The sequence below is a fragment of the Klebsiella sp. GB_Kp056 genome (assembly GCF_040064755.1).
Classification (GTDB): domain Bacteria; phylum Pseudomonadota; class Gammaproteobacteria; order Enterobacterales; family Enterobacteriaceae; genus Klebsiella; species Klebsiella quasipneumoniae.
Genome location: NZ_JBEAJA010000055.1, coordinates 21,103 through 42,183, shown reverse-complemented (window position 1 = coordinate 42,183; position 21,081 = coordinate 21,103). Strand labels below are relative to the sequence as shown.

Below are 21,081 nucleotides of genomic sequence, written 5' to 3'. Positions count from 1 at the left end.
ATCCCATCAAAGTTTTTTGAAAACATAGCATTGTCTCAGTGTTCATACAATTTGGAATGGACGATTTTATCGCTTAAGGCGTGAAAGAATGAGCCATATGAACGTACAACTTACCGAAATCATGCGCCTTATCACCAATCTGATCCGCACCGGCATTGTGACCGAAGTGGACCGGGACGGCTGGCTGTGCCGGGTGAAAACAGGCGACCTCGAAACCAACTGGATTAACTGGCTGACCTACCGTGCAGGTAAATCCCGCACCTGGTGGTGCCCGTCTCCAGGGGAGCAGGTGGTGCTGTTCAGCCTGGGCGGCAATCTGCAGACAGCCTTTGCGCTTCCGGCCATCTACTCCAACGCCTGCCCGCCGCCGTCAGACTCTGAAAGTGCGGACGTGACCGCATACGAGGATGGCGGCTGGTTCGAATACGACCCCGCCACCGGGCGCTGGATTATTCGCGGCGTGAAAAGCGTGCTGATTGAGTCTTCGCAGGTTGTCTCCTGCAAAACCGGTGAGTTTGTGATCGAGGCTGACACCACCCGTATTAACAGCAATGTGATCCTGAATGGCGATGTGAACCACGGCGGCGGCGCGATGACGTCAAACGGCGTCGTTGCTGATAAGCATAAACACCCTGGCGACAGTGGCGGAACGACGGGAGGCCCATTTTGACGCTCTATATCGGGATGAGCCGCGATACCGGCAGAGCCATTACGGAAACTGACCACCTGCGTCAGTCGGTGCGTGACATTTTGCTGACCCCGCAAGGTAGCCGGCTTGCGCGACGGGAGTATGGTTCCCTGCTTTCAGCGCTCATTGACCAGCCGCAAAACCCGGCGCTGCGCCTGCAGATCATGGCTGCGGTGTATGTGGCGCTGCGGCGCTGGGAGCCGCGGCTGCAGCTGGACACCATCACGGTTAACAGCAGCAGCATGGATGGCGCAATGGTTATTGAGCTGGCAGGCCAGCGTAATGACGGCGTGCCCGTGTCCCTTTCCGTATCGACAGGAGCAGACAATGGCCGTTATTGACCTTTCCCAGCTGCCGCCGCCGCAAATTGTGGATGTGCCGGATTTTGAAACCCTGCTGTCTGAGCGCAAGGCTGAATTTGTCGCGTTATTTCCGGCAGAAGAGCAGGAGGCCGTGGCCCGCACTTTAGCGCTTGAATCTGAGCCGGTGGTGAAAATGCTGCAGGAAAATGTGTACCGGGAGCTGCTGCTGCGCCAGCGGATTAACGAGGCGGCTAAAGCCGTGATGGTGGCCTATTCCGGCGGGGATGACCTGGACAATTTAGGCGCGAATAACAACGTACAGCGCCGGGTGATTACGGCTGCAGATGACACCACAACGCCGCCCACGGAGGCAGTAATGGAATCTGACGCGGATTATCGCCAGCGCATTCCGGCGGCCTTTGAGGGGATGAGCGTTGCCGGGCCAGTCGGCGCCTATGAATATCACGCGCTTAGCTCTGATGGTCGGGTGGCGGATGCATCGGCTTTCAGCCCGTCACCGGCGGAAGTCGTGGTGACTATTCTGGCCCGCGACGGCGATGGTACTGCGCCGGAAGATTTACTGCAGGTCGTCGGTGAGGCCCTGAATGATGAGGCTGTGCGGCCGGTGGCGGATCGGGTGAGTGTCCGATCTGCTGAGATTGTCCCCTATGAAATTGATGCGGTTCTTTATGTCTATCCCGGCCCGGCAAAGGAACCCATCCTGGCGGCCGCGAAAGCGCAGGGTACGGCGTACATCAACGAGCAGCGTCGCCTGGGGCGTGATTTGCGGCTGTCTGCGATCTATGCCGCTCTGCATGTTCAGGGCGTCCAGCGCGTTGAGCTGATGAAACCCCTGGTGGACATGGTGTTAGATAAAACGCAGGCGTCATATTGCACCGATTTTAAAGCAGAAATTGGTGGCTCTGATGAGTAACAGCCTGTTACCGCCGGGGTCGTCTGCGCTGGAGCGCAGGCTGGCGCAAGCCTGTTCAGGTATCAGTGATTTAAACGTGCCGCTGCGTGACCTGTGGAATCCGTGGAAATGCCCGGCAAAGTTTCTGCCTTATCTGGCGTGGGCCTTTTCGGTGGACAGCTGGGATGAGAACTGGAGAGAAGCGGAGAAACGAGCCGTTATCAGTGAGGCGTTCTGGCTACATCAACGCAAAGGAACAGTTGCCACCATCAGGCGCGTTACTGAGAAAATGGGGTATTCATTAACTCTTGAAGAGTGGTGGCGTGTGGCTGACCCTGCTGGGACATTCAGGCTTGAGGTGGATATTGGTGAGATTGGTATTACCAGGCCAATGCTTGATGAACTGAATCGCCTGATTAACGACGCCAAACCCGTCAGTCGCCATATTTCACAGATGAATATTGCATCGGTAACGCTGGGGCCGGTTTCCGTCGGAACATCTTCGGGATGTGGAGAAATCATTAGTGTTTATCCAGAGGGATATCAGCCAGAGGGTGATTTCCTCTATAACGGGGTGATTTTCCACGATGGGAATTTTAATTACAGGTAAAGACCATGACTAATATTTTTGAATCACCATCATGGGAAGATGATATTCAGCTGATTGGCCGAACAGAGCGTGTGTCCGGAGGTCAGGATGGCGTCGCTAACCGCCCGATTAAACAACTGGCAAACCGCACCCGTTATTTGAAAGAAAAATATGACAATATTGACCTGTCGGGAAAAGTCGAGGCGGTTAAAACCTTTCTGGAAGGAGGGACGCTCACCTCTCCGAGAGAAGAAATATTGTACGGTAATTATAGGATGGTCTGGACAGGAGACTTTCCGAAAGTTGTCCCACCCGGCTCGACGCCGGAAATAACTGGTGGAACGGGAGCGGGAGGATGGGCTTACACCTCAGATGCAGCGTTGCGTCAGGGGATGGCTTCTCCTGACGGTACCCGATTGATGCATATGCCCGTTGCCGGTAGTGTGGGCGATGTTCTGGACTGGTATTCTCTTGATTCATTTGGCCTCGAAGATGGGGCTGATGTGACTGCCGCATTACTGGAAATTAGTGAGCTTCAGAAAAAATATGGCTTCACTCTGAAACAGCGTCAGAACAGAACGTTCAGGTTGAGTGGCAATAAAGATATTGTTTTTTATGGTAGCTGTAATTTCTCAGGTGTGAAATGGGTGCCCGAGAATTTCAGTGGCAAACTTGCTTTCACCCAGAAAAAAAACTCTGTGGTATATGATGCATCAACTGAAGCTGGCGCACTGTTATTGTCTAAAATCAACGGCACAGACTGGCGAAGCCGCGATGCGCAAAGTTCAAAACTGACCGGGCTGGTCAGTGATACCACGCTGGATAATCACTTTGTTATTTTTAAATCATCCTCCGTAGTCCTGTATTCAGGAAGGGGGAAAAATAAAGCATGGATTGCCATGAGCCGGGTTTCCAAAAAAGGAAAACTAGACCGGGCGCTTAAGTATCCCATGCCCGCATCGGTGGATTCGGTTTATGCCTTGCCTGTCAGTGATGGCGAGTTGTTTATTTCGCCAGGCTGTTTCGATATGAGAAATCAGCCGCATACAATTAATCTGTTTTTTTATGATATCAGCCGGGCAACTATTGAAAACCCGACAGTTATCAACCGCCCCCTGACTGATAATGGCAGTGCCGTAGATTTGTCCATAGATGGCGGATATAAAGTTAGGTTCAGGAATGTCTATTCTCCCTGGCCTAATGATTCATACAATGCATCAGGCTCACGCATTTACAGTTACACCCTGAATTATAATAACGTCTCCGGGCTGCATATCAGTGACTCCGTTTCTCAGGGAGAAGGGTGGGGGGCGACTGCCGGGGAAAACTGCCAGGACGTGACATTTGATAATGTGGATTTTAACCGCATCGATTTTCATAACCCTTTCTGGGGCTCATGTCATATTTTCCGCAGTCATCTTGGCAATTTTGCCCTGAGTATCTGTGGTGTTGGTGACGTGCTTTCTATCAGGGATTCCACCATTACTCTTGAATCAGGACAGGAAGATGCTGGCGTTATTAAAGGACGTGACGATCAGGGAGGCTTTAATGACTGCCATCTTGAAATTGACGGGTTGGTTATCAATGGCGATCCAGGTAATCGCTCGGCTTTTATCCGTGCAAACTCTGACGGCACTGGCGGTGTCCCTGATGGTTCACCGGTCACGCCATGGATGTTCAAAACGGTTACCCTCAGAAATATTCGCTGGGGTAAACGCCTGGAAGGGTCACGATTTGACAGTATCTTTTCCAGCAATACAGATGGTCTGGTTTATTTCCCGCGTAAGGTTCTTATTGAGAACTGTGATTATCTGTGCGGTGATACCAGCGACAACATCGGCTTCGCCATCGATTTTAAAAATTTTCGTCAGGACTATGAGCGCATTAGCAGCAATGCCGCGCCGACGCTGTCAGCAGGCTACACATCGCAAATTGAATTTCACAATATCGATGTGGCAAGGATGGCATTTAAAGGTGCGGGTGTGGCGCATAATCCCCGCGTTGTCGTGTTCAATGCCATGAATTCCAGAAAGGGTGAAAACGCCCCACCGCTGAATCTTACCCAGCGGGGTACATATGAATTTTATGGCTGCGATTTTCAGTACATTGATTACAGCTACCTGGGCCAGGTTGCTAATGGAACCATACACATGAAGATGCAGGGTGGTACGGTCCGATGCCCGTCAGGTCTGCCGGTTCGTAACAGCGATGACAACCATGTGACAGATTTACATGGAGTGAGCATCATGGCGGATTTCGATGGTGCCGTGAATGCCGGATATGACATTGCCAAAAATCTGGCGCGTTATGCCCTCATGACCGGTTGCCAGTTCTATCGGGCATCGGGAGAGCGTATCAACTATCTGACGCTCTGGACGGGGGCCATTAATACCACCGAAACAAGCTTCGATAACTTTTACGTCAGGGCAGGTAATTCACTGGAAATACAGTGTTTATTTGACAGTCGCACCATCACTGACACATTAAAAATCAGTAATACCGCCGGTTATACCGGCCGAATGATGTATTCCGGTTCGGGAACCGCCGGATACCGGCTATCCGTGAGTGCGGCAGGTAATAAGGCAAAAATAAACAGTGGCTATGCATCAGCCTCGGTACGGCAAATCTCACTCAGGGCGGAATAAATATGATATTCAGAATGAAAAAAACAATCGCGGTCAGTCAGGTCACCGAATCAGGATGCTGCCTGGGCGTGGAAAACCGCGAAATGGATTTATTTTTCCGCGTTGAGGGTGTCAGCGTTATGGCTTCGGGGAGCTGGGCGCGTCTCCATGCCGGAATTAGCGAATCCGCCATGCAGTTTTATGGGGAATACCCGGTCACAATTAATACGAGCGCTGATGAGGACGTATTAAGTCAGGCGCGCTCGCAAATCATGGCTCTGTCTGATTTTGCCGGTGCAGGAGAAGATTAATGGCAAGAAAATACACTGCATATTTTACTGAGACAGGACTGGAGAAGCTGGCGGCCGCTGCAGTCAGTGGAGAAAAAGTCGGGTTTTCGGAGATGGCCGTGGGTGATGGTAACGGCATATTGCCTTTGGTAGATAAAACCAGGGGCGCCCTGGTGAATGAGGTGTTCAGATCTCAACTAAACAGGCTGAAAGTACAGGATGCAGACAAAAATGTTATTTCCGCCGAGATGATTATCCCCCCTGAGGCGGGAGGATTTACCATCCGTGAAGCCGCTCTTTTTGATGAGTCTGGGGCGTGCCTGGCGATGGCCAGCGTCCCGGAAACATACAAACCCCTTCTGGATGAAGGATCAGGCCGATTCACCGTGGTGCGTATCTGGCTGGCCGTAAGTAGCACCGATGATATTCGACTGGTTGTTGATTCCGACATTGTACTTGCCACAACTGAGGACATCATTGCCGTCAGTAATGAAGTCAAAGATTACACCGATAGTCAGTTAAGCGGGCATGCTAAATCCAGGAATCACCCGGACGCAACGCTGGAGGAAAAGGGGTTTGTGAGGCTGAGTAGCGCCACAGATAGCGACAGTGTCAGTGTGGCAGCAACCCCTGCGGCGATAAAAGCTGCGATCGGAATTGCTGTGACGGCAGCGGTAAGAAACGCGTGGGAAGAAGATAATCCCGTCGGGACCACGCGATTATTTAACTCTGACCTGAACCCTAACGAGCGCTGGCCTTGGTCGCAATGGGTTTACACCGGAGAGAATAAAACGATACGCATCGGCAAGGCTGACGGTTCGGACGTCGGGCAGATCGGCGGCAGTGATACTTTCACCCTCCAGCGGGCTAACCTGCCCGCCGTGCAGGTTGGTGTCAGTGGCGAAACCAGTGAACTACCCGCGCAGGAGCTGACAACGAGGGGGGCCGGACGGCATAAACACAAAGGTGGTATGCTCGCCCCTGGTGAGGTCTGGGATGATAATTATATTGTCGGTTCGGATAACGACAGCCGACGCACACGAAATTATACGGATGAGGTGGACGATCATAGCCATATTGTGGACTTGCCAGCCCACAAACACACAACCACTGGCAAAACCGATAACCTCGGTGAAGGGAAATCAATCAGCGTGGTTGAGGCCCACACACTGCTGATGTGCTGGAGCCGCGTTGCCTGATAAACCCCGGTATCAGTCTGCCCCGATAAGGGGCTTTTTCTGTCTGCGGTTGTGCCATTGACGGTACAACGGCCATCAACGGCTTGCGGTGAATGATTTCCCTACCATGGGTGAACCCCTAAACAGGAGATTCATTCATGGCACAAGACTATCACCACGGCGTGCGTGTTGTTGAGGTTAACGACGGCACCCGCTCTATCACGACGGTGAGCACGGCGATTGTGGGCATGGTATGCACCGGCGATGATGCCGATGCCTCTGTGTTCCCGCTCAATAAGCCGGTCCTGCTTACCGATGTACTGACCGTCAGCGGCAAAGCGGGCGAGTCCGGCACGCTGGCCCGCTCACTGGACGCCATCGCCGACCAGGCAAAACCCGTCACCGTTGTGGTTCGTGTTGCCCAGGGCGAAACCGAAGCGGAAACCACCTCCAATATTATCGGCGGTGTAACCGCTGACGGTAAGAAAACGGGCATCAAAGCGCTGCTTTCGGCGCAGTCGCAGCTGGGCGTGAAGCCGCGCATTCTGGGCGTGCCGGGCCATGACACGCAGGCTGTTTCCACTGAGCTGTTAAGCGTGGCGCAGAGCCTGCGCGGTTTTGCGTATCTGTCTGCCTACGGTTGTAAAACCGTGGAAGAAGCGATTGCCTACCGCGAAAATTTCAGTCAGCGAGAAGGGATGTTGATCTGGCCTGATTTCATCAACTTTGACACGGTGCTGCAGGCGGATGCGACTGCTTACGCCACTGCCCGCGCGCTGGGTCTGCGTGCAAAAATCGACGAGCAGACCGGCTGGCACAAAACCCTTTCTAACGTGGGCGTCAACGGCGTAACCGGCTTGTCTGCGGATGTGTTCTGGGATCTGCAGGACCCGGCAACCGATGCCGGACTGCTGAACCAGAACGACGTCACCACCTTGATCCGCAAGGATGGTTTCCGCTTCTGGGGTTCCCGCTGCCTCAGCGATAACCCGTTATTCCAGTTTGAAAACTACACCCGTACCGCGCAGGTACTGGCAGACACCATGGCGGAGGCGCATATGTGGGCGGTGGACATGCCGCTTAACCCTTCGCTGGCTCGCGACATTATCGAAGGTATCCGCGCCAAAATGCGCAGCCTGGTAAATCAGGGCTACCTCATCGGCGGTGATTGCTGGATTGATGACAGTGTGAATGACAAAGACACGCTGAAAGCCGGGAAACTCTGGATCGACTACGACTATACGCCAGTGCCGCCACTGGAAAACCTGATGCTGCGCCAGCGCATCACTGACCGTTACCTGGTGGATTTCACCACCCGCGTAAGCGCATAAGGGGGACCCATGGCCTTACCACGCAAGTTAAAACACCTGAATATTTTTAACGCCGGTAACAACTGGATGGGCATTGCTGAATCCGTCACCCTGCCGAAATTCACCCGCAAGCTGGAAAACTACCGCGGCGGCGGCATGCCCGGTTCAGTCGGTATTGATCTGGGGCTGGATGATGGCGCGCTGGATACGGAAATGACCATCGGCGGTACGGAGGCGCTTCTGTTTAAACAGATGGGCAAAGCCACGGTGGACGGCGTACAGCTGCGCTTTACCGGGTCTATTCAGCGCGACGACACCGGCGAAGTGCAGGCCGTTGAGCTGGTCGTCCGTGGGCGCCACAAAGAGGTGGATTCCGGCGAGTGGAAAACCGGCGAGAGCAATTCCACCAAAGTCAGCAGCGTTAACTGTTACGCGAAGCTGACCATTAACGGTGAAGTGCTCTATGAGGTCGATGCGATCAACATGATTGAAGTTGTTGATGGTGTTGACCTGATGGAAGAACACCGTAACGCCATCGGTCTGTAATTTTTTACTGGCGTGCGAGGTCGCGCCAGCCAACCCATAACAGGAAAAGAGCATGAGTGAGAAAACAGAAGCAACGGTGAAACTGGATAGCCCGATTAAGCGCGGTGATACCACGATTACGGAAATTGTGCTGCGTAAGCCGCAATCCGGCGCGCTGCGCGGTACGCGACTGCAGGCGGTAATGGAAATGGACGTGGCCTCTATGATGACCGTGATCCCCCGCATCTCCACGCCAACGCTGACCCCGCAGGAAATGGCGGACCTCGACCCGGCAGACCTGGCCGCGATGTCTGTCGAGGTGGTCCTTTTTTTGTTGCCGAAGTCGGCACTTGCCGATTTGCCGACAGCCTGACGGTAGATGACCTGGTGGCGGATATCGCCACGATCTTTCACTGGCCGCCGTCCGTCACTGACGTTATGCCGCTGACGGAAGTGCTGGAGTGGCGGCACAGAGCGATAATGCGTAGCGGGGCCAGCGATGAGTGATAAAAACCTGCGCCTGCAGGTGGTTCTGAATGCGGTTGATAAACTCACCCGCCCTTTAAAAAATGCGCTGGCTGGCTCGAAGAAGCTGGCCTCCGGCATCCGGCAGACCCGTGATCAGCTTAAACGGCTTAACGACGCGGGGAGCCAGTTAAAATCTTTTGATCAACTCTCACAGAGCCTGAACCGGACCAGCAACGAGCTGGACCAGGCGAGGCTGCGTGCGCAGATGATGACGCGCGAGCTGGCAGCGCTCGAATCCCCCACGAAAAAACAGACGCAGGCGCTTGAGGCGCAATGGCGCGCCGTATCACGCCTGGAACAAAAGCAGCAGCAGGAAACGCGGCAGATGGCAGCAACCAGGGCGGAGCTGTACCGCCTTGGCATCTCTGCGGGCGGCGGTGCCCGTGAAACGGCCAGAATTACCCGCGAAACGGATCGCTATAACCAGCAGCTTGCAGAGCAGGAGCGGCGCTTGCGGGATGTGGGAGAGCGCCAGCGCAAGCTGAATGCGATCAGGGCCAAAGCTGACAAGATGCGCGACGTGCGTAACAGCCTGGCGGGGAACGGGGCCGGGATGATGGCGGCCGGGGTGACAACGGGCGCGACCTTGCTGGCGCCCATTCGCGCCTACTCGGAATCAGAGAACGCCGCTAACCAGCTGGCAGGCTCAATGATGGGGCCAGGCGGAAAGGTGGCGCCTGAGTTCCTGAAGCTGAACAAGCTGGCGATAGCCCTGGGGGACCGGTTGCCCGGTACTACGGCAGATTTTCAGAACATGATGACCATGTTACGACGTCAGGGGATGTCAGCGCAGGTTATCCTGGGCGGGCTGGGTGAGTCGGCGGCTTACCTTGGCGTGCAGCTGCAGATGGCGCCGACGGAGGCCGCAGAGTTTGCCGCAAAATTGCAGGACGCTACGCAGACCACCGAAAAAGACATGATGAGCCTGATGGATCTTATCCAGCGTGGTTTTTATGCGGGCGTAGACCCCGGGAATATGCTGCAGGGTTTTTCAAAAATTAGTAGCGCGATGAGTATTCTAAATAAGAAAGGGATAGATGCAGCTAAAACCTTTGCCCCCCTGCTGGTTATGGCTGACCAGGCAAGTATGGCCGGGGAGTCTGCTGGGAATGCGTACCGGAAAATATTCCAGGCTGCCCTAGATGCAAAGAAAATTAAAGCTGTTAATGATGATCTAAAAGGGACCGGCATTAAGTTTAATTTTTCTGATGGTAAGGGAGGATTTGGTGGGCTGGAAAATATGTATGTCCAGCTAAGTAAGCTGAGCAAACTTACTCCCGAAAAGCAGATGGCAACAAAAAAAGACCTGTTTGGCAATGATTCAGAAACGCTGCAGGCGTTGGATATCATGATCCAAAAAGGTATTGATGGTTATCGTGAAACAGTAGCGAAGCTGGAGAATCAGGCAACCCTGCGCGAGCGCGTCGATGCATCGCTTAATACCCTGGGCAACAAATGGGAAGCAGCTGGCGGCTCCTTTACCAACGCCATGGCGAGCATCGGTGAAACCGTCGCGCCGGTGCTGAAAAATATTGCGGACTGGCTGGGTAATCTGGCGTCCGCGCTGGATGGTTTTGTGAAGCGTCATCCGCAACTGACGGCGGCGCTATTTAAAATTGCGGCCGTATTTGCCGTGGTAGCTACCGCAGCGGGTGTGGTGTCACTGGCCCTGGCATCCATTTTGGGTCCTATGGCGATAGTGCGGGTAAGTGCTGGCATTCTCCAGCTGAAATTTGCTTCTGCGTTTGGTCTGGTCACAAGAGTAATTGGCGGTGCAGGCCAGGCGGTCATCTGGTTAGGCCGGTTGATGATGGCTAACCCCCTTCTGGCGATAGTTGGCCTGATTGCGATGGGAGCCATCTATATCTGGCAGAACTGGGAAACGCTGGGGCCGAAGTTTAAAGCACTCTGGGATGCCATCACGTCAGGGGTGTCAGTAGCCTGGGCTGTGATTAAGCAGACCATAAGCAGCAAATGGGATGAAATTCTGAGTGATGTTGCCGCGCTGCCCGCAAAATTTAAAGAGGTGGGCGGGGCGATTATTGACGGCATCCTGAGTGGTATCAATGAGAAATGGGAAACGCTTAAGAGCAAGCTGGCATCGGTCAAAAGCTATCTCCCGGACTGGATGACCGGCGGCGATAATTCGCAGGGCGCCTCACCGCAGAAAAAGACCCCAGGATTTTTCGCGGGGATGTATGACAGCGGTGGTTATATTCCACGTGGGCAGGTGGGTATTGCTGGCGAGAATGGCCCGGAGCTGATTAACGGTCCGGCCTATGTGACCAGCCGCAGGAGAACGGCCGCGCTGGCGTCCGTAATCGCCGGAATGATGGGGGGAGCAATGCCAGCAGAGGCCGCCCCGCTTCATCCCATGAGTCTGCCGGCAGCTTCATACTGTCCTGTAACTGATAAGCCAGCAGGCAGCCAGCCTGTATTCCAGTTTGAAACCCATGCGCAAATTATTATCCAGGCTCTGCCCGGTCAGAGCGCGCAGGATATTGCGCAGGAAGTTGCACGGCAGCTTGATGTGCGCGAGCGACGCATGAAGGCGAAGGCCCGCAGCAATTTCAGTGATCAAGGGGGGTACGATTCATGATGATGGTCCTGGGCTTGTTTGTGTTTCAGCTGCGCACGGTTCCCTATCAGCAACTGCAGTATCAGCGGAACTGGCGCCATGTGACCAACAACCGCGTTAATCGCCGTCCGACAACGCAATTTTTGGGGCCAGATAACGATCAGCTGACGCTCTCCGGCGTCCTCATGCCGGAAGTGACCGGCGGCCGGTTGTCGTTGCTGGCGCTGGAGCTGATGGCAGAGCAGGGGAAGGCGTGGCCGCTGATCGAGGGGGGTGGGACTATCTACGGCATGTATGTGATTGAGAGCCTTAACCAGACGAAAACGGAATTTTTCGCCAGTGGGGAAGCCAGGAAAATAGAGTTTTCGCTGGGGCTTAAACGGGTGGATGAGTCCCTGTCTGAAATGTTCGGCAGTCTGAGCGATCAGCTTAGCAGTCTGCAGGATTCTGCCGCCGCCGCAGTAGGGAACATCAGATCCACGGTAGGAGGGTTGCTGCAGTGAGCGAGATGGCTGATTTACTCAACCTCGGAAGCAAGACCCCGGCCTTTCGGATCGTGATTGAAGGTAAAGATGCCACGCAGACGCTGGATAAACGTCTGCTGGGTATGACACTGACCGACAACCGCGGATTTGAAGCTGACCAGCTTGATCTGGAGCTGGACGACGCCGACGGCCTGGTAATTATGCCGCGTCGTGGCGCAGTGATTTCTCTGGCGCTGGGATGGAAAGGCGAGCCGCTGTACTCAAAAGGTAAGTTTACCGTTGACGAAATAGAGCATAGCGGCAGCCCGGACAGGCTGACAATCCGTGCCCGTAGTGCTGATTTCAGGGAAACGCTGAATGTCCGGCGTGAGAAGTCCTGGCACAAAACGACAGTGGGCGATGTGGTGAAAGACATTGCCGCACGGCACAGCCTTAAAGTTGCTATAGGAAATGATGTTGCTGCGATGGCGCTGGATCACCTGGACCAGACCAACGAAAGCGACGCCAGCTTTTTAATGAAGCTGGCGCGGCAGTATGGCGCGATTGCCTCAGTCAAGGACGGTAATCTGCTATTTATCCGGCAGGGGCAGGGGAAAACAGCAAGTGGTAAACCGTTGCCGGTCATCACTATTACCCGTAAGGACGGAGACAGTCACCGGTTTAGCCTGGCTGACAGGGGAGCATATACGGGTGTTATCGCTCACTGGCTGCATACCCGGGAACCGGAAAAGAAAGAAACTGCAAAGGTGAAGCGCCGCCGGAGGACGACAAAACCCAAAGAGCCGGAAGCAAAGCAGGGGGATTACCTGGTCGGAACGGATGAGAATGTGCTGGTTCTGAACCGTACCTATGCGAACCGCAGTAATGCAGAACGGGCTGCAAAAATGAACTGGGAGCGGCTGCAGCGCGGTGTGGCGTCATTTTCTCTTCAGCTGGCAGAAGGCCGCGCGGATCTCTATACGGAAATGCCCGTTAAGGTCAGCGGTTTTAAACAGCCCATTGATGATGCGGAATGGACTATCACAACGTTAACGCACACGGTCAACCCGGATAGCGGATTCACGACCAGCATCGAACTGGAAGTGAAAATAGATGATCTCAATATTGAATAGTTGGTTCTCTATATTGATGTTGTGTATTATTAACGCGACTTCAGAGGCGGCGGAGAAACGGAAATGATGAATTGCCCAAAATGCGGACATGCGGCGCATACACGAAGTAGCTTTCGAGTAACAGACCAGACAAAAGAGCGGTATTGTCAGTGCCAGAACATCAATTGCGGTGCTACGTTTATTACTCACGAAACCGTCGTGAGGTTCATCATGACGCCAGGTGTAATTGATAACGCCCCGCCGCATCCGGCAACAAGCGGGCAGGGGCATATGAATTTTTGAGCTTTTAACCTACAAATCGAAGAGGGTTTACGGAATAGGTTTGATAAAGCTTTGCCTGTAAGCCCGCGCTTCATCAAAAGTCATCTTGCCCGTGTTTTTACATTCAGCACCGCCAGCATCTATCTCAAAACCTTGATCAAGTGAGACGTTGAGTAACCTAATCTTCTTAATTGTTTCGGGTTTCCACTTATGCATTGATAGGTCATTGCAAATGCCTTCAAACATTGCATCAGCTGCATCAGGGTGCAACTTCTGTTTGCTGTATTTGATCGAGAGTACTCCGCTTTCCAGGCTATGCGTCCTTGTGTCAAATACAGCAATTAAATTTTCTATCGAGTCCGGGATCTTGTCGGCGAAAGCGTTACATGAAGTCAAGAGTAACAGCATCAAAAGAAATTTTTTCAAATCAGTAGTCCTTTGCATGGATAAATGTCTGCCGCCATTTTGCCGCCACAGTCCAAAAAAAAAGGGCTACGTTTTCACGTAACCCTTTGTTTTATTTGGTGGAGCTGGCGGGAGTTGAACCCGCGTCCGAAATTCCTACATCCTCGGCACTACATGCTTAGTCAGTCTTTACATTCGCTTGCCAGCTGCGGACAGACACGCCACTAACAAACTAGCCTGATTAGATTTAACGCTTCAACCCCAGGCAGGGCATCCACGCGATCTCTTTTGGGTTTGACCTCTCTTTGATCCCCGTCTTAAGAGCGGAAGCTAGGGAGAGAGGGCTCAGAGCAGGTTATTAAGCTGCTAAAGCGTAGTTTTCGTCGTTTGCGACTATTTTTTGCGGCTTTTTACGAGGCCAACCGCCCCTCGGCATGCACCTTGGGTTTCGCAAATCCCGTCGAATCCAGAATCAGCCCCAATGTGTAGGTCAAGTATAACAGATTTGTGAATGTCGTTACCAGCCCCATAACGCAGGATTCTTTCAGCAGGGGTGGACGAAAAAGCAGCATCAACAAGGATATAGCGTAAGGGCCAGCGAGAGCTGGCCCTCAGGGGAGGGGGTTAGCGTCCGGCGTGCTTCATAATACGCGCCTTATCCAGCGCCCATTCACGATCTTTCAGATCGGTACGCTTGTCGTGCTGTTTCTTACCTTTGGCGACGCCGATTTTCACTTTGCACCAGGCATTCTTCCAGTACAGCGACAGGGCGACAACAGTGTAACCTTCGCGGTTAATGCGGCCGTACAGCGTATCGAGTTCGCGCTGGTTGAGCAGCAGCTTACGGGTGCGCGTCGGGTCGCAGACATAGTGGGTGGAAGCCACGGCCATGGGCGTAAAGTTGGCGCCGAACAGGAAGGCTTCGCCATCCTTCAGGATGACATAGCTATCGCCGATGTTGGCTTTGCCTGCGCGCAGGGATTTGACTTCCCAGCCCTGCAGGGCGAGACCAGCCTCGTATTCATCTTCGATAAAGTATTCGTGACGGGCGCGTTTATTCAGCGCAATGGTGGCTGATCCAGGTTTGTGGGCTTTTTTCTTAGTCATAATGTCCTGAAGTCATCGTCTTATACACAGTTACCTCGATCGCATCCTGCGAGGTGTACTGCGCATCTTAGCACGAGTTGCGGCACAGCGTTTTTTTTAGCAGCAGATAAATGATATTATTTGCACTGTGTTTAAATGTGGAACCTGCTATGCCTCAGATTAGCCGTACTGCGCTGGTGCCTTTCAGCGCGGAACAGATGTATCAACTGGTAAACGATGTGAAGTCCTATCCTGATTTTCTGCCAGGCTGCACCGGTAGCCGCGTGCTGGAATTCGGGCCGACGCAAATGACGGCGGCGGTTGATGTGTCCAAAGCCGGCATCAGTAAGACCTTCACGACCCGGAATACACTGACCAGCAACCAGAGTATTTTGATGAGCCTGGTGGATGGCCCGTTCAAGAAGCTGATTGGCGGCTGGAAGTTTATTCCGCTGAGCCCGGAGGCGTGCAAAATCGAGTTCCATCTCGATTTTGAGTTTACCAATAAGCTGATTGAGATGGCCTTTGGCCGGGTCTTTAAGGAACTGGCCGCCAACATGGTGCAGGCGTTCACCTCGCGCGCCAAAGAGGTCTACAGTGCCAGCTAATATTCGTGTTGAGGTCGCTTACGCGCTGCCTGAAAAGCAGTACCTGCAGCGGGTCACCCTGGACGAGGGGGCGACGGTCGAGCAGGCGATTGTCGCCAGCGGCCTGCTGGCGCTGCGTGATGACATCGATCTGGCGAAAAACAAGCTGGGTATTTACAGTCGTCCGGTTAAGCTGCACGACGAAGTCCATGACGGCGACCGGGTGGAAATCTATCGCCCGCTGATCGCAGATCCGAAAGAGCTGCGTCGCCAGCGGGCGGAGAAAAACGCCGCGAAGTAACCGGCAGCAGCAGACCCGCTATCGGCCATAAAAAAAGCGCTCATTGAGCGCTTTTTGCTTTTCCGGGCCTTACTGACTGGTCAGCGCGGGCTTGTTATCAATGTTGGTTAACACGCCGCCATTGTTGAAGGTCAGGGTCAGGGTCTGCTGAGTCACTTTCTCGTGGCCCGGCTCCTGACGGAATACATAGAACCAGGTGTTGGTGCCGAACGGATCCGACATCATTGGCGTTCCGAGAGCATAAGCAACCTGCTGTTGCGTCATACCGACACGTATTTTTGCTACATCGTTAGGTGCCAGATAGTTACCCTGGTTGATGTCAGGACGGTAAACCACTCGTTCCAGAGTGGAACAGCCTGCGGTCAACATAAGAAGAACCGCTGCGGCAGCAGTCAGCGTTTTACAGCGCATAGTGATTTGATTCCTTTTTGGGCCCGAGCAGTACGTGGCTCATCTGTAATATGCCGATAATAATAGACCTTCGCGCCGATGGAAACCTCCGGCTGCGGTCAGCAGGCAATTTGCTGTTCACTATGACCCTGTGAAAATCAAAAAGTTTACGCCGCAAGCAACTCTTTCGCGTTCGCCAGGGTGTTGCGCGTGACCTCGCTGCCGCCCAGCAGGCGAGCCAGCTCCTGCAGACGAGCACGCTTATCCAGCGGCTGCATATGGGTTTCGGTCATCTCGCCATCGGTCTCTTTGCAGACAAAGAAATGATGGTGGCCGCAGCCTGCGACCTGCGGCAGGTGGGTAACGCACATCACCTGCGTGGACTCGCCCAGCTGGCGCAGCAGCTTGCCGACCACCGCTGCGGTCGGGCCGCTGATGCCGACGTCCACTTCGTCGAAGATCAGCGCCGGGGTTTCCATTTTACGTGCGGTGATCACCTGAATCGCCAGCGCAATACGCGACAATTCGCCGCCAGAGGCCACTTTCGCGATCGGCTGCAGCGGCTGACCCGGGTTAGTGGTGACGCGGAACTCAATATGATCGGCGCCGTCGGCGGTGAGATGGCGTTCATCAAAAGCGACCTCAATCGCGAAGACCCCGTGCGGCATAGAAAGTGAGTGCATACTCTCGGTGATAAGCTGGGTTAGCTCGTCGGCGCTGGCCTGGCGCAGGGCGTGCAGCTGGCGCGCGGTCTCCAGCGCCTGCTGATGATGTTCGACCACCTGCTGGCTGAGGGATTCCAGCGAGCCGGCGCTGTCGTCCAGCAGGCGCTGCTCTTCGAGCATCGCCTGATAAACCGCCGGCAGCTCTTCCGGCATCACCTGATGTTTACGCGCCAGCGCGATTTGCCGGGAAATCCGCTGCTCAAGTTCGAACAGACGATTAGGATCGAGGTCCAGACGGTCGTGATAGTGGCGCAGCTCATCGCTGGCCTCGCTGAGCTGAATGGCCGCCTCTTCCAGCATATCCAGCACGCCGGAAAGCTTGCTGTCCATACCCACCAGCTCGCTGACCAGCTGCTTCGCGGTATAAAGCTGGCTCTGCAGGTTGGCTTCTTCGCCGTCCGCCAGTACCGTCAGGGCGTGCTGACAGGTGCTGAGCAACTGACCGCTGTTGGCCAGGCGTTTGTACTCTTCGTCAATCTGCTCAAACTCTCCCGCCAGCGGGTTAAATTCGTTCAGCTCTTTAAGCTGGTACTGCAGCAGATCGGCGCGGGCGGCGCGCTCCTGGCTCTGCTGCTGATGCTGGGCCAGCTCGCGGCAGCTCTGGTGCCACTGGCGATAGTGCTCTGCCATGCGCTGAGTGAGCGCATACTCACCGGTATAGCCGTCGAGCAGCGTTTTCTGGTGTTCGGGTTTGGTCAACAGCTGGTGCGCATGCTGGCCGTGGATCTGGATCAGCAGCTGGCCCAGCTCGCGCAGCTGCGAGAGCGGGACGGCGGTGCCGTTGATGAAGCCGCGCGAGCGGCCGTCGGCGCTGATCACCCGGCGAAGTAAACACTCACGCCCGCTCTCCAGCTGGTTCTCTTCCAGCCAGCGCTGGGCGGCCGGGGTATCTTTCAGCGCGAAGCGCGCGCACAGGTCGGCACGGGTGGCGCCGCGACGCACCATGTCGGCTTCCGCTCTGCCGCCGAGGCACAGCCCCAGCGCGTCGATGGCAATGGATTTCCCGGCGCCGGTTTCCCCGGTGATGGCGGTCATGCCGCTGTGGAAATCAATTTCCAGTTCACGAACGATAGCAAAATTACTGATGGTGAGTTGCGCCAACATAGCTGCCTTCCTGTATGAAAAACCAATACTGTGTTTTCGTACAGTATAGACTGGTTTTTTATCCAGTAAAGAGGCAGCGATGTAAATCAGAACAATTTTTTCGACCAGCCGAGCTTGGTGCTTAATGTATTGAAATAGCTGTAATCTTTAGGGTGAATCAGATTGAGGTGATAATCACAGCGGCGAATGAGAACGTCTTCGCCATCCTGGATCGGCAGGGCAATCTGGCTGTCGCAGCTGATCTCCAGATCGCTGCAGCGGTGAGAGAAGCGCAGGCGGATGGTGCTGTCGCCGTTGATCACCAGTGGTCGCGCCGAGAGGGTGTGCGGGAACATCGGCACCAGGGTGATAGCGTCCAGCGACGGCGTGAGGATCGGGCCGCCGGCCGACAATGAATAAGCGGTGGAGCCGGTCGGGGTGGAGATTATCAGGCCATCAGAGCGCTGGGAGAAGGCAAAGACTTCATCAATATAGACTTCGAACTCAATCATATGCGCCACTTTGCCGGGGTGCAGCACCACTTCGTTGATGGCGGTGCTGATGCGTTTCTGGCAATCCTGCTGGCACACCTGGGCCTCCAGCAGAAAGCGTTTCTCGGCGATGTAGTGGCCTTCCAGCACGTCGGCGAGCTGCTGCAGGGCGTTGTCCGGGTCAAGGTCGGTGAGAAAGCCGAGGTTGCCGCGGTTAATGCCGATGACGTTAATGTCGTAACGGGCCAGGGTCCGCGCCGCGCCGAGCATATTGCCGTCGCCGCCCACTACCACCGCGAGGTCGGCCTGTTGGCCAATCTCCGCCAGCGTGCCGGTTTTCACGTTGCTGAGCTGAAGTTCATGGGCGATCTGCTGTTCAACCAGCACTTCATACCCTTTGCTGCACAGCCAGCGCCAGAGCATTTCATGTGTGGTCAGGGCGGTGGGGTGACGAGGATGTCCCACAATGCCGATACACTTGAAATGGTTCTTCATGATCTGGATGTCCTTGCGTTAAATGAAATAGTGACAATCTGTCCGCTTCCCTTGAAACCCGGAAACTGATCCCCATAATAAGCGAAGTTAGCGAGATGAATGCGAAAAAAACGCGGAGAAATTCATGAGTAGTAAAGAACAGAAAACGCCTGAGGGGCAAGCCCCGGAAGAAATTATCACGGAGCAGCACGACGACGTTGAGGCGGTAGAGCCTGAAGTTTCGGCTGAGCAGGTGGATCCGCGCGATGAAAAAATTGCGAATCTGGAAGCCCAGCTGGCTGAAGCGCAGAAACGTGAACGTGAAGTGATGCTGCGTGCCAAAGCCGACGAAGATAACCTGCGTCGTCGTACCGAGCAGGATATCGAGAAAGCGCACAAATTCGCGCTGGAAAAATTCGTCAATGAACTGCTGCCGGTGATCGACAGCCTGGACCGCGCGCTGGAAGTGGCCGACAAGGCTAACCCGGAGCTGGCGCCGATGGTGGAAGGGATCGAACTGACCCTCAAATCTATGCTGGACGTAGTGCGTAAGTTTGGCGTGGAAGTGATCGCCGACACCAACGTTCCGCTGGATCCGAACGTCCACCAGGCCATTGCGATGGTCGAGTCTGAAGACGTGGCGGCGGGCAACGTGCTGGCCGTGATGCAGAAAGGTTACACCCTGAACGGCCGCACCATTCGCGCCGCGATGGTGACGGTAGCAAAAGCGAAATAACGTTTGCTGCCTTGCTCAACGGCTGCCCGCGGGCGGCCGTTTTTTATGCCATCGCTCCCGGCGCGAGAAAAAAAACGGCGGGCCGCAGCCCACCGTGATGTTAATTCCTTCGCTCGCGCTACTCCGCGACGCTCTCGCGTAATGATTTCACCGGCATCACTTTCACCTGTTTGATCATGTTGTCCTGCACGTCGAGGATATCAATATCATACTGCTCAATGCGCACGCGGGTGCCCGGGACCGGGATCTCTTCCAGCGCTTCAAGGATGATACCGTTGATGGTGCGCGCTTCATCTTCCGGCAGGTTCCAGTTGAACGCTTTGTTGATCTCGCGAACGTTGGCGCTGCCGTCGATTATCACCGTACCGTCGTTGAGCGGGGTCACTTCCTCCGCCAGGGTGGGTGACATGGAGGTGGTGAAGTCGCCGACAATCTCTTCAAGAATATCTTCAACGGTAACCAGCCCCTGAATATCGCCGTATTCATTAACCACCAGGCCGACTTTCTTTTTATTGCGCTGAAATTTCACCAGCTGGGTGCTGAGCGGCGTCCCTTCCGGAACAAAGTAGATCTCATCTGCCGCCCGCAGCATGATCTCTTTTGTGAACTCTTTCTTCTCCGTCATCAGGCGGTAGGCTTCACGGACGCGCAGCATGCTGATGGCATCATCCAGCGAATCGCGGTAGAGCACAATGCGGCCGTGTGGGGAGTGGGTCAGCTGGCGGACAATAGATTTCCAGTCGTCATTGATGTCGATGCCGACAATCTCATTGCGCGGCACCATGATGTCGTTAACGCTGACCTTCTCCAGGTCCAGCACCGACAGCAGCATATCCTGATTGCGTCGTGAGATTTGTGAACGGGATTCATTCACAATCGTGCGCAGTTCATCTTTACTCAGGGCGCTGCTGATGACGGTATCGGTGCGGATGCCCATCATGCGCATCAGCATGCGGGTGATGGTATTCAGCAGCCACACCAGGGGCATCATCAGCACCTGCAGGGGCGCCAACAGGAAGCTGCTGGGGTAGGCGACCTTTTCCGGATAGAGGGCGGCGATGGTTTTCGGCAGGACTTCGGCAAACACCAGCACCACAAAGGTGAGCACGCCGGTGGCGATCGCGACGCCGGCATCGCCGTAGAGGCGCATGCCGACGATGGTGCCCAGCGCCGAGGCGAGAATGTTGACGAGGTTATTGCCGATAAGCACAAGGCTAATCAGGCGGTCCGGCTTGCGCAGCAGCTTCTCCACGCGCTTGGCGGGGCGGTTGCCTTGTTTCGCCATATGACGCAGCCGATAGCGGTTCAGCGTCATCATGCCGGTTTCGGAACCGGAGAAATAGGCAGAGATAATCACCATGACGATCAGCGTTATGATCAGCGTGGTGGTGGAGATATGTTCCACGTAGGATTCCTTAAA

At 54.6% G+C, this 21,081-nt stretch carries 24 protein-coding genes, 1 other RNA gene and 1 pseudogene; 19 read left to right on the top strand and 7 right to left on the bottom strand.

Features of this window, described 5'->3' with window-relative positions; translation table 11 throughout:
• The first annotated feature begins 97 nt into the window (after positions 1-97).
• The 16 genes and pseudogenes from ABLV52_RS17170 to ABLV52_RS17095 all read left to right on the top strand — a co-directional run bounded on the left by ABLV52_RS17170 (position 98) and on the right by ABLV52_RS17095 (position 13,404).
• Entirely contained in the window at positions 98-670 is a 573-nt protein-coding gene (locus ABLV52_RS17170) for a phage baseplate assembly protein V (RefSeq protein ID WP_348890658.1), read from the top strand.
• Entirely contained in the window at positions 667-1,029 is a 363-nt protein-coding gene (locus ABLV52_RS17165) for a GPW/gp25 family protein (RefSeq protein ID WP_004174325.1), read from the top strand. The genes ABLV52_RS17170 and ABLV52_RS17165 overlap by 4 nt, the downstream gene beginning before the upstream one ends.
• Positions 1,016-1,924 carry a baseplate assembly protein gene (locus tag ABLV52_RS17160; RefSeq protein ID WP_101988175.1) on the top strand — a complete coding sequence of 303 codons (909 nt, stop codon included), beginning with the start codon at positions 1,016-1,018 and terminating at the stop codon, positions 1,922-1,924. Before ABLV52_RS17165 ends, ABLV52_RS17160 begins: the two co-directional genes overlap by 14 nt.
• Positions 1,917-2,513 carry a phage tail protein I gene (locus ABLV52_RS17155; protein ID WP_101988174.1) on the top strand — a complete coding sequence of 199 codons (597 nt, stop codon included), beginning with the start codon at positions 1,917-1,919 and terminating at the stop codon, positions 2,511-2,513. The genes ABLV52_RS17160 and ABLV52_RS17155 overlap by 8 nt, the downstream gene beginning before the upstream one ends.
• Before the next feature lie 5 nt (positions 2,514-2,518).
• A complete protein-coding gene (locus ABLV52_RS17150) occupies positions 2,519-5,137 on the top strand; it encodes a hypothetical protein (protein ID WP_186542408.1) in 2,619 nt (872 codons plus the stop codon).
• A 14-nt stretch (positions 5,138-5,151) separates the two neighbouring features.
• On the top strand, positions 5,152-5,427 hold the full coding sequence (locus ABLV52_RS17145) for a hypothetical protein (RefSeq protein ID WP_142243187.1): 276 nt from the start codon (positions 5,152-5,154) through the stop codon (positions 5,425-5,427).
• A complete protein-coding gene (locus ABLV52_RS17140) occupies positions 5,427-6,605 on the top strand; it encodes a phage tail protein (protein WP_101988173.1) in 1,179 nt (392 codons plus the stop codon). The genes ABLV52_RS17145 and ABLV52_RS17140 overlap by 1 nt, the downstream gene beginning before the upstream one ends.
• A gap of 137 nt (positions 6,606-6,742) precedes the next feature.
• Positions 6,743-7,915 (top strand): phage tail sheath protein, encoded by a 1,173-nt coding sequence (locus ABLV52_RS17135; RefSeq protein WP_101988172.1) that lies wholly within the window; start codon positions 6,743-6,745, stop codon positions 7,913-7,915.
• Between the two features lie 9 nt (positions 7,916-7,924).
• On the top strand, positions 7,925-8,440 hold the full coding sequence (locus tag ABLV52_RS17130) for a phage major tail tube protein (protein WP_002896201.1): 516 nt from the start codon (positions 7,925-7,927) through the stop codon (positions 8,438-8,440).
• Positions 8,441-8,492: 52 nt separating this feature from the next.
• Entirely contained in the window at positions 8,493-8,792 is a 300-nt protein-coding gene (locus tag ABLV52_RS17125; protein ID WP_004144716.1) for a phage tail assembly protein, read from the top strand.
• Between the two features lie 14 nt (positions 8,793-8,806).
• Positions 8,807-8,926, top strand: a complete 120-nt coding sequence (locus ABLV52_RS17120; protein WP_002896220.1) for a GpE family phage tail protein — start codon at positions 8,807-8,809, stop codon at positions 8,924-8,926.
• Positions 8,919-9,040: pseudogene (locus ABLV52_RS17115) on the top strand (hypothetical protein). The gene ABLV52_RS17120 and the pseudogene ABLV52_RS17115 overlap by 8 nt, the downstream one beginning before the upstream one ends.
• Positions 9,041-9,152: 112 nt before the next feature.
• Positions 9,153-11,546, top strand: a complete 2,394-nt coding sequence (locus ABLV52_RS17110) for a phage tail tape measure protein (protein ID WP_348890703.1) — start codon at positions 9,153-9,155, stop codon at positions 11,544-11,546.
• The gene (locus ABLV52_RS17105) at positions 11,543-12,028 is read left to right on the top strand and encodes a phage tail protein (protein WP_004185683.1); all 486 of its coding nucleotides are present in this window, start codon (positions 11,543-11,545) and stop codon (positions 12,026-12,028) included. The genes ABLV52_RS17110 and ABLV52_RS17105 overlap by 4 nt, the downstream gene beginning before the upstream one ends.
• On the top strand, positions 12,025-13,122 hold the full coding sequence (locus tag ABLV52_RS17100) for a phage late control D family protein (protein ID WP_004206854.1): 1,098 nt from the start codon (positions 12,025-12,027) through the stop codon (positions 13,120-13,122). The genes ABLV52_RS17105 and ABLV52_RS17100 overlap by 4 nt, the downstream gene beginning before the upstream one ends.
• 63 nt (positions 13,123-13,185) lie before the next feature.
• Positions 13,186-13,404, top strand: coding sequence for an ogr/Delta-like zinc finger family protein (locus ABLV52_RS17095; RefSeq protein WP_022631378.1), 219 nt, complete (start codon positions 13,186-13,188; stop codon positions 13,402-13,404).
• Between the two features lie 27 nt (positions 13,405-13,431).
• Here the strand turns inward: ABLV52_RS17095 and ABLV52_RS17090 are convergent, their stop codons facing one another.
• The 3 genes from ABLV52_RS17090 to smpB all read right to left on the bottom strand — a co-directional run bounded on the left by ABLV52_RS17090 (position 13,432) and on the right by smpB (position 14,895).
• Positions 13,432-13,809, bottom strand: a complete 378-nt coding sequence (locus ABLV52_RS17090) for a hypothetical protein (protein ID WP_348890656.1) — start codon at positions 13,807-13,809, stop codon at positions 13,432-13,434.
• Between the two features lie 96 nt (positions 13,810-13,905).
• Positions 13,906-14,268: a transfer-messenger RNA gene (ssrA, locus tag ABLV52_RS17085) on the bottom strand.
• Between the two features lie 144 nt (positions 14,269-14,412).
• Positions 14,413-14,895 carry an SsrA-binding protein SmpB gene (gene smpB, locus ABLV52_RS17080; protein WP_002914164.1) on the bottom strand — a complete coding sequence of 161 codons (483 nt, stop codon included), beginning with the start codon at positions 14,893-14,895 and terminating at the stop codon, positions 14,413-14,415.
• Positions 14,896-15,044: 149 nt separating this feature from the next.
• Here smpB and ABLV52_RS17075 point away from each other — a divergent pair, with 149 nt between their 5' ends.
• Together ABLV52_RS17075 and ABLV52_RS17070 are read left to right on the top strand one after the other, a co-directional pair.
• Positions 15,045-15,482: a type II toxin-antitoxin system RatA family toxin gene (locus ABLV52_RS17075; RefSeq protein WP_008806099.1), complete on the top strand. Its 438-nt coding sequence runs from the start codon at positions 15,045-15,047 to the stop codon at positions 15,480-15,482.
• A complete protein-coding gene (locus tag ABLV52_RS17070) occupies positions 15,472-15,762 on the top strand; it encodes an RnfH family protein (RefSeq protein WP_049013859.1) in 291 nt (96 codons plus the stop codon). Before ABLV52_RS17075 ends, ABLV52_RS17070 begins: the two co-directional genes overlap by 11 nt.
• A gap of 69 nt (positions 15,763-15,831) precedes the next feature.
• Here ABLV52_RS17070 and bamE read toward each other — a convergent pair whose 3' ends face one another.
• From bamE to nadK, 3 genes are all read right to left on the bottom strand, one after another.
• Positions 15,832-16,173, bottom strand: a complete 342-nt coding sequence (bamE, locus tag ABLV52_RS17065; RefSeq protein ID WP_004206850.1) for an outer membrane protein assembly factor BamE — start codon at positions 16,171-16,173, stop codon at positions 15,832-15,834.
• A 146-nt stretch (positions 16,174-16,319) separates the two neighbouring features.
• Positions 16,320-17,981 (bottom strand): DNA repair protein RecN, encoded by a 1,662-nt coding sequence (recN, locus tag ABLV52_RS17060; protein WP_048335031.1) that lies wholly within the window; start codon positions 17,979-17,981, stop codon positions 16,320-16,322.
• A gap of 86 nt (positions 17,982-18,067) precedes the next feature.
• Positions 18,068-18,946, bottom strand: coding sequence for an NAD(+) kinase (gene nadK / locus ABLV52_RS17055; RefSeq protein WP_002914158.1), 879 nt, complete (start codon positions 18,944-18,946; stop codon positions 18,068-18,070).
• Between the two features lie 124 nt (positions 18,947-19,070).
• Here nadK and grpE point away from each other — a divergent pair, with 124 nt between their 5' ends.
• Positions 19,071-19,661, top strand: coding sequence for a nucleotide exchange factor GrpE (grpE, locus tag ABLV52_RS17050; RefSeq protein WP_004174800.1), 591 nt, complete (start codon positions 19,071-19,073; stop codon positions 19,659-19,661).
• Positions 19,662-19,779: 118 nt separating this feature from the next.
• Here the strand turns inward: grpE and ABLV52_RS17045 are convergent, their stop codons facing one another.
• Positions 19,780-21,066, bottom strand: coding sequence for an HlyC/CorC family transporter (locus ABLV52_RS17045; protein ID WP_023290690.1), 1,287 nt, complete (start codon positions 21,064-21,066; stop codon positions 19,780-19,782).
• Positions 21,067-21,081 lie beyond the last annotated feature (15 nt).

Coding starts and splice junctions, on each gene's coding strand:
- bamE (WP_004206850.1), bottom strand. CDS start 16,173: ATGCGCTGTAAAACGCTGACTGCTGCCGCAGCGGTTCTTCTTATGTTG.
- ABLV52_RS17160 (WP_101988175.1), top strand. CDS start 1,016: ATGGCCGTTATTGACCTTTCCCAGCTGCCGCCGCCGCAAATTGTGGAT.
- ABLV52_RS17150 (WP_186542408.1), top strand. CDS start 2,519: ATGACTAATATTTTTGAATCACCATCATGGGAAGATGATATTCAGCTG.
- ABLV52_RS17095 (WP_022631378.1), top strand. CDS start 13,186: ATGATGAATTGCCCAAAATGCGGACATGCGGCGCATACACGAAGTAGC.
- grpE (WP_004174800.1), top strand. CDS start 19,071: ATGAGTAGTAAAGAACAGAAAACGCCTGAGGGGCAAGCCCCGGAAGAA.
- ABLV52_RS17105 (WP_004185683.1), top strand. CDS start 11,543: ATGATGATGGTCCTGGGCTTGTTTGTGTTTCAGCTGCGCACGGTTCCC.
- ABLV52_RS17145 (WP_142243187.1), top strand. CDS start 5,152: ATGAAAAAAACAATCGCGGTCAGTCAGGTCACCGAATCAGGATGCTGC.
- ABLV52_RS17155 (WP_101988174.1), top strand. CDS start 1,917: ATGAGTAACAGCCTGTTACCGCCGGGGTCGTCTGCGCTGGAGCGCAGG.
- smpB (WP_002914164.1), bottom strand. CDS start 14,895: ATGACTAAGAAAAAAGCCCACAAACCTGGATCAGCCACCATTGCGCTG.
- ABLV52_RS17140 (WP_101988173.1), top strand. CDS start 5,427: ATGGCAAGAAAATACACTGCATATTTTACTGAGACAGGACTGGAGAAG.
- ABLV52_RS17075 (WP_008806099.1), top strand. CDS start 15,045: ATGCCTCAGATTAGCCGTACTGCGCTGGTGCCTTTCAGCGCGGAACAG.
- recN (WP_048335031.1), bottom strand. CDS start 17,981: ATGTTGGCGCAACTCACCATCAGTAATTTTGCTATCGTTCGTGAACTG.
- ABLV52_RS17135 (WP_101988172.1), top strand. CDS start 6,743: ATGGCACAAGACTATCACCACGGCGTGCGTGTTGTTGAGGTTAACGAC.
- ABLV52_RS17170 (WP_348890658.1), top strand. CDS start 98: ATGAACGTACAACTTACCGAAATCATGCGCCTTATCACCAATCTGATC.
- ABLV52_RS17125 (WP_004144716.1), top strand. CDS start 8,493: ATGAGTGAGAAAACAGAAGCAACGGTGAAACTGGATAGCCCGATTAAG.
- ABLV52_RS17110 (WP_348890703.1), top strand. CDS start 9,153: ATGATGACGCGCGAGCTGGCAGCGCTCGAATCCCCCACGAAAAAACAG.
- nadK (WP_002914158.1), bottom strand. CDS start 18,946: ATGAAGAACCATTTCAAGTGTATCGGCATTGTGGGACATCCTCGTCAC.
- ABLV52_RS17130 (WP_002896201.1), top strand. CDS start 7,925: ATGGCCTTACCACGCAAGTTAAAACACCTGAATATTTTTAACGCCGGT.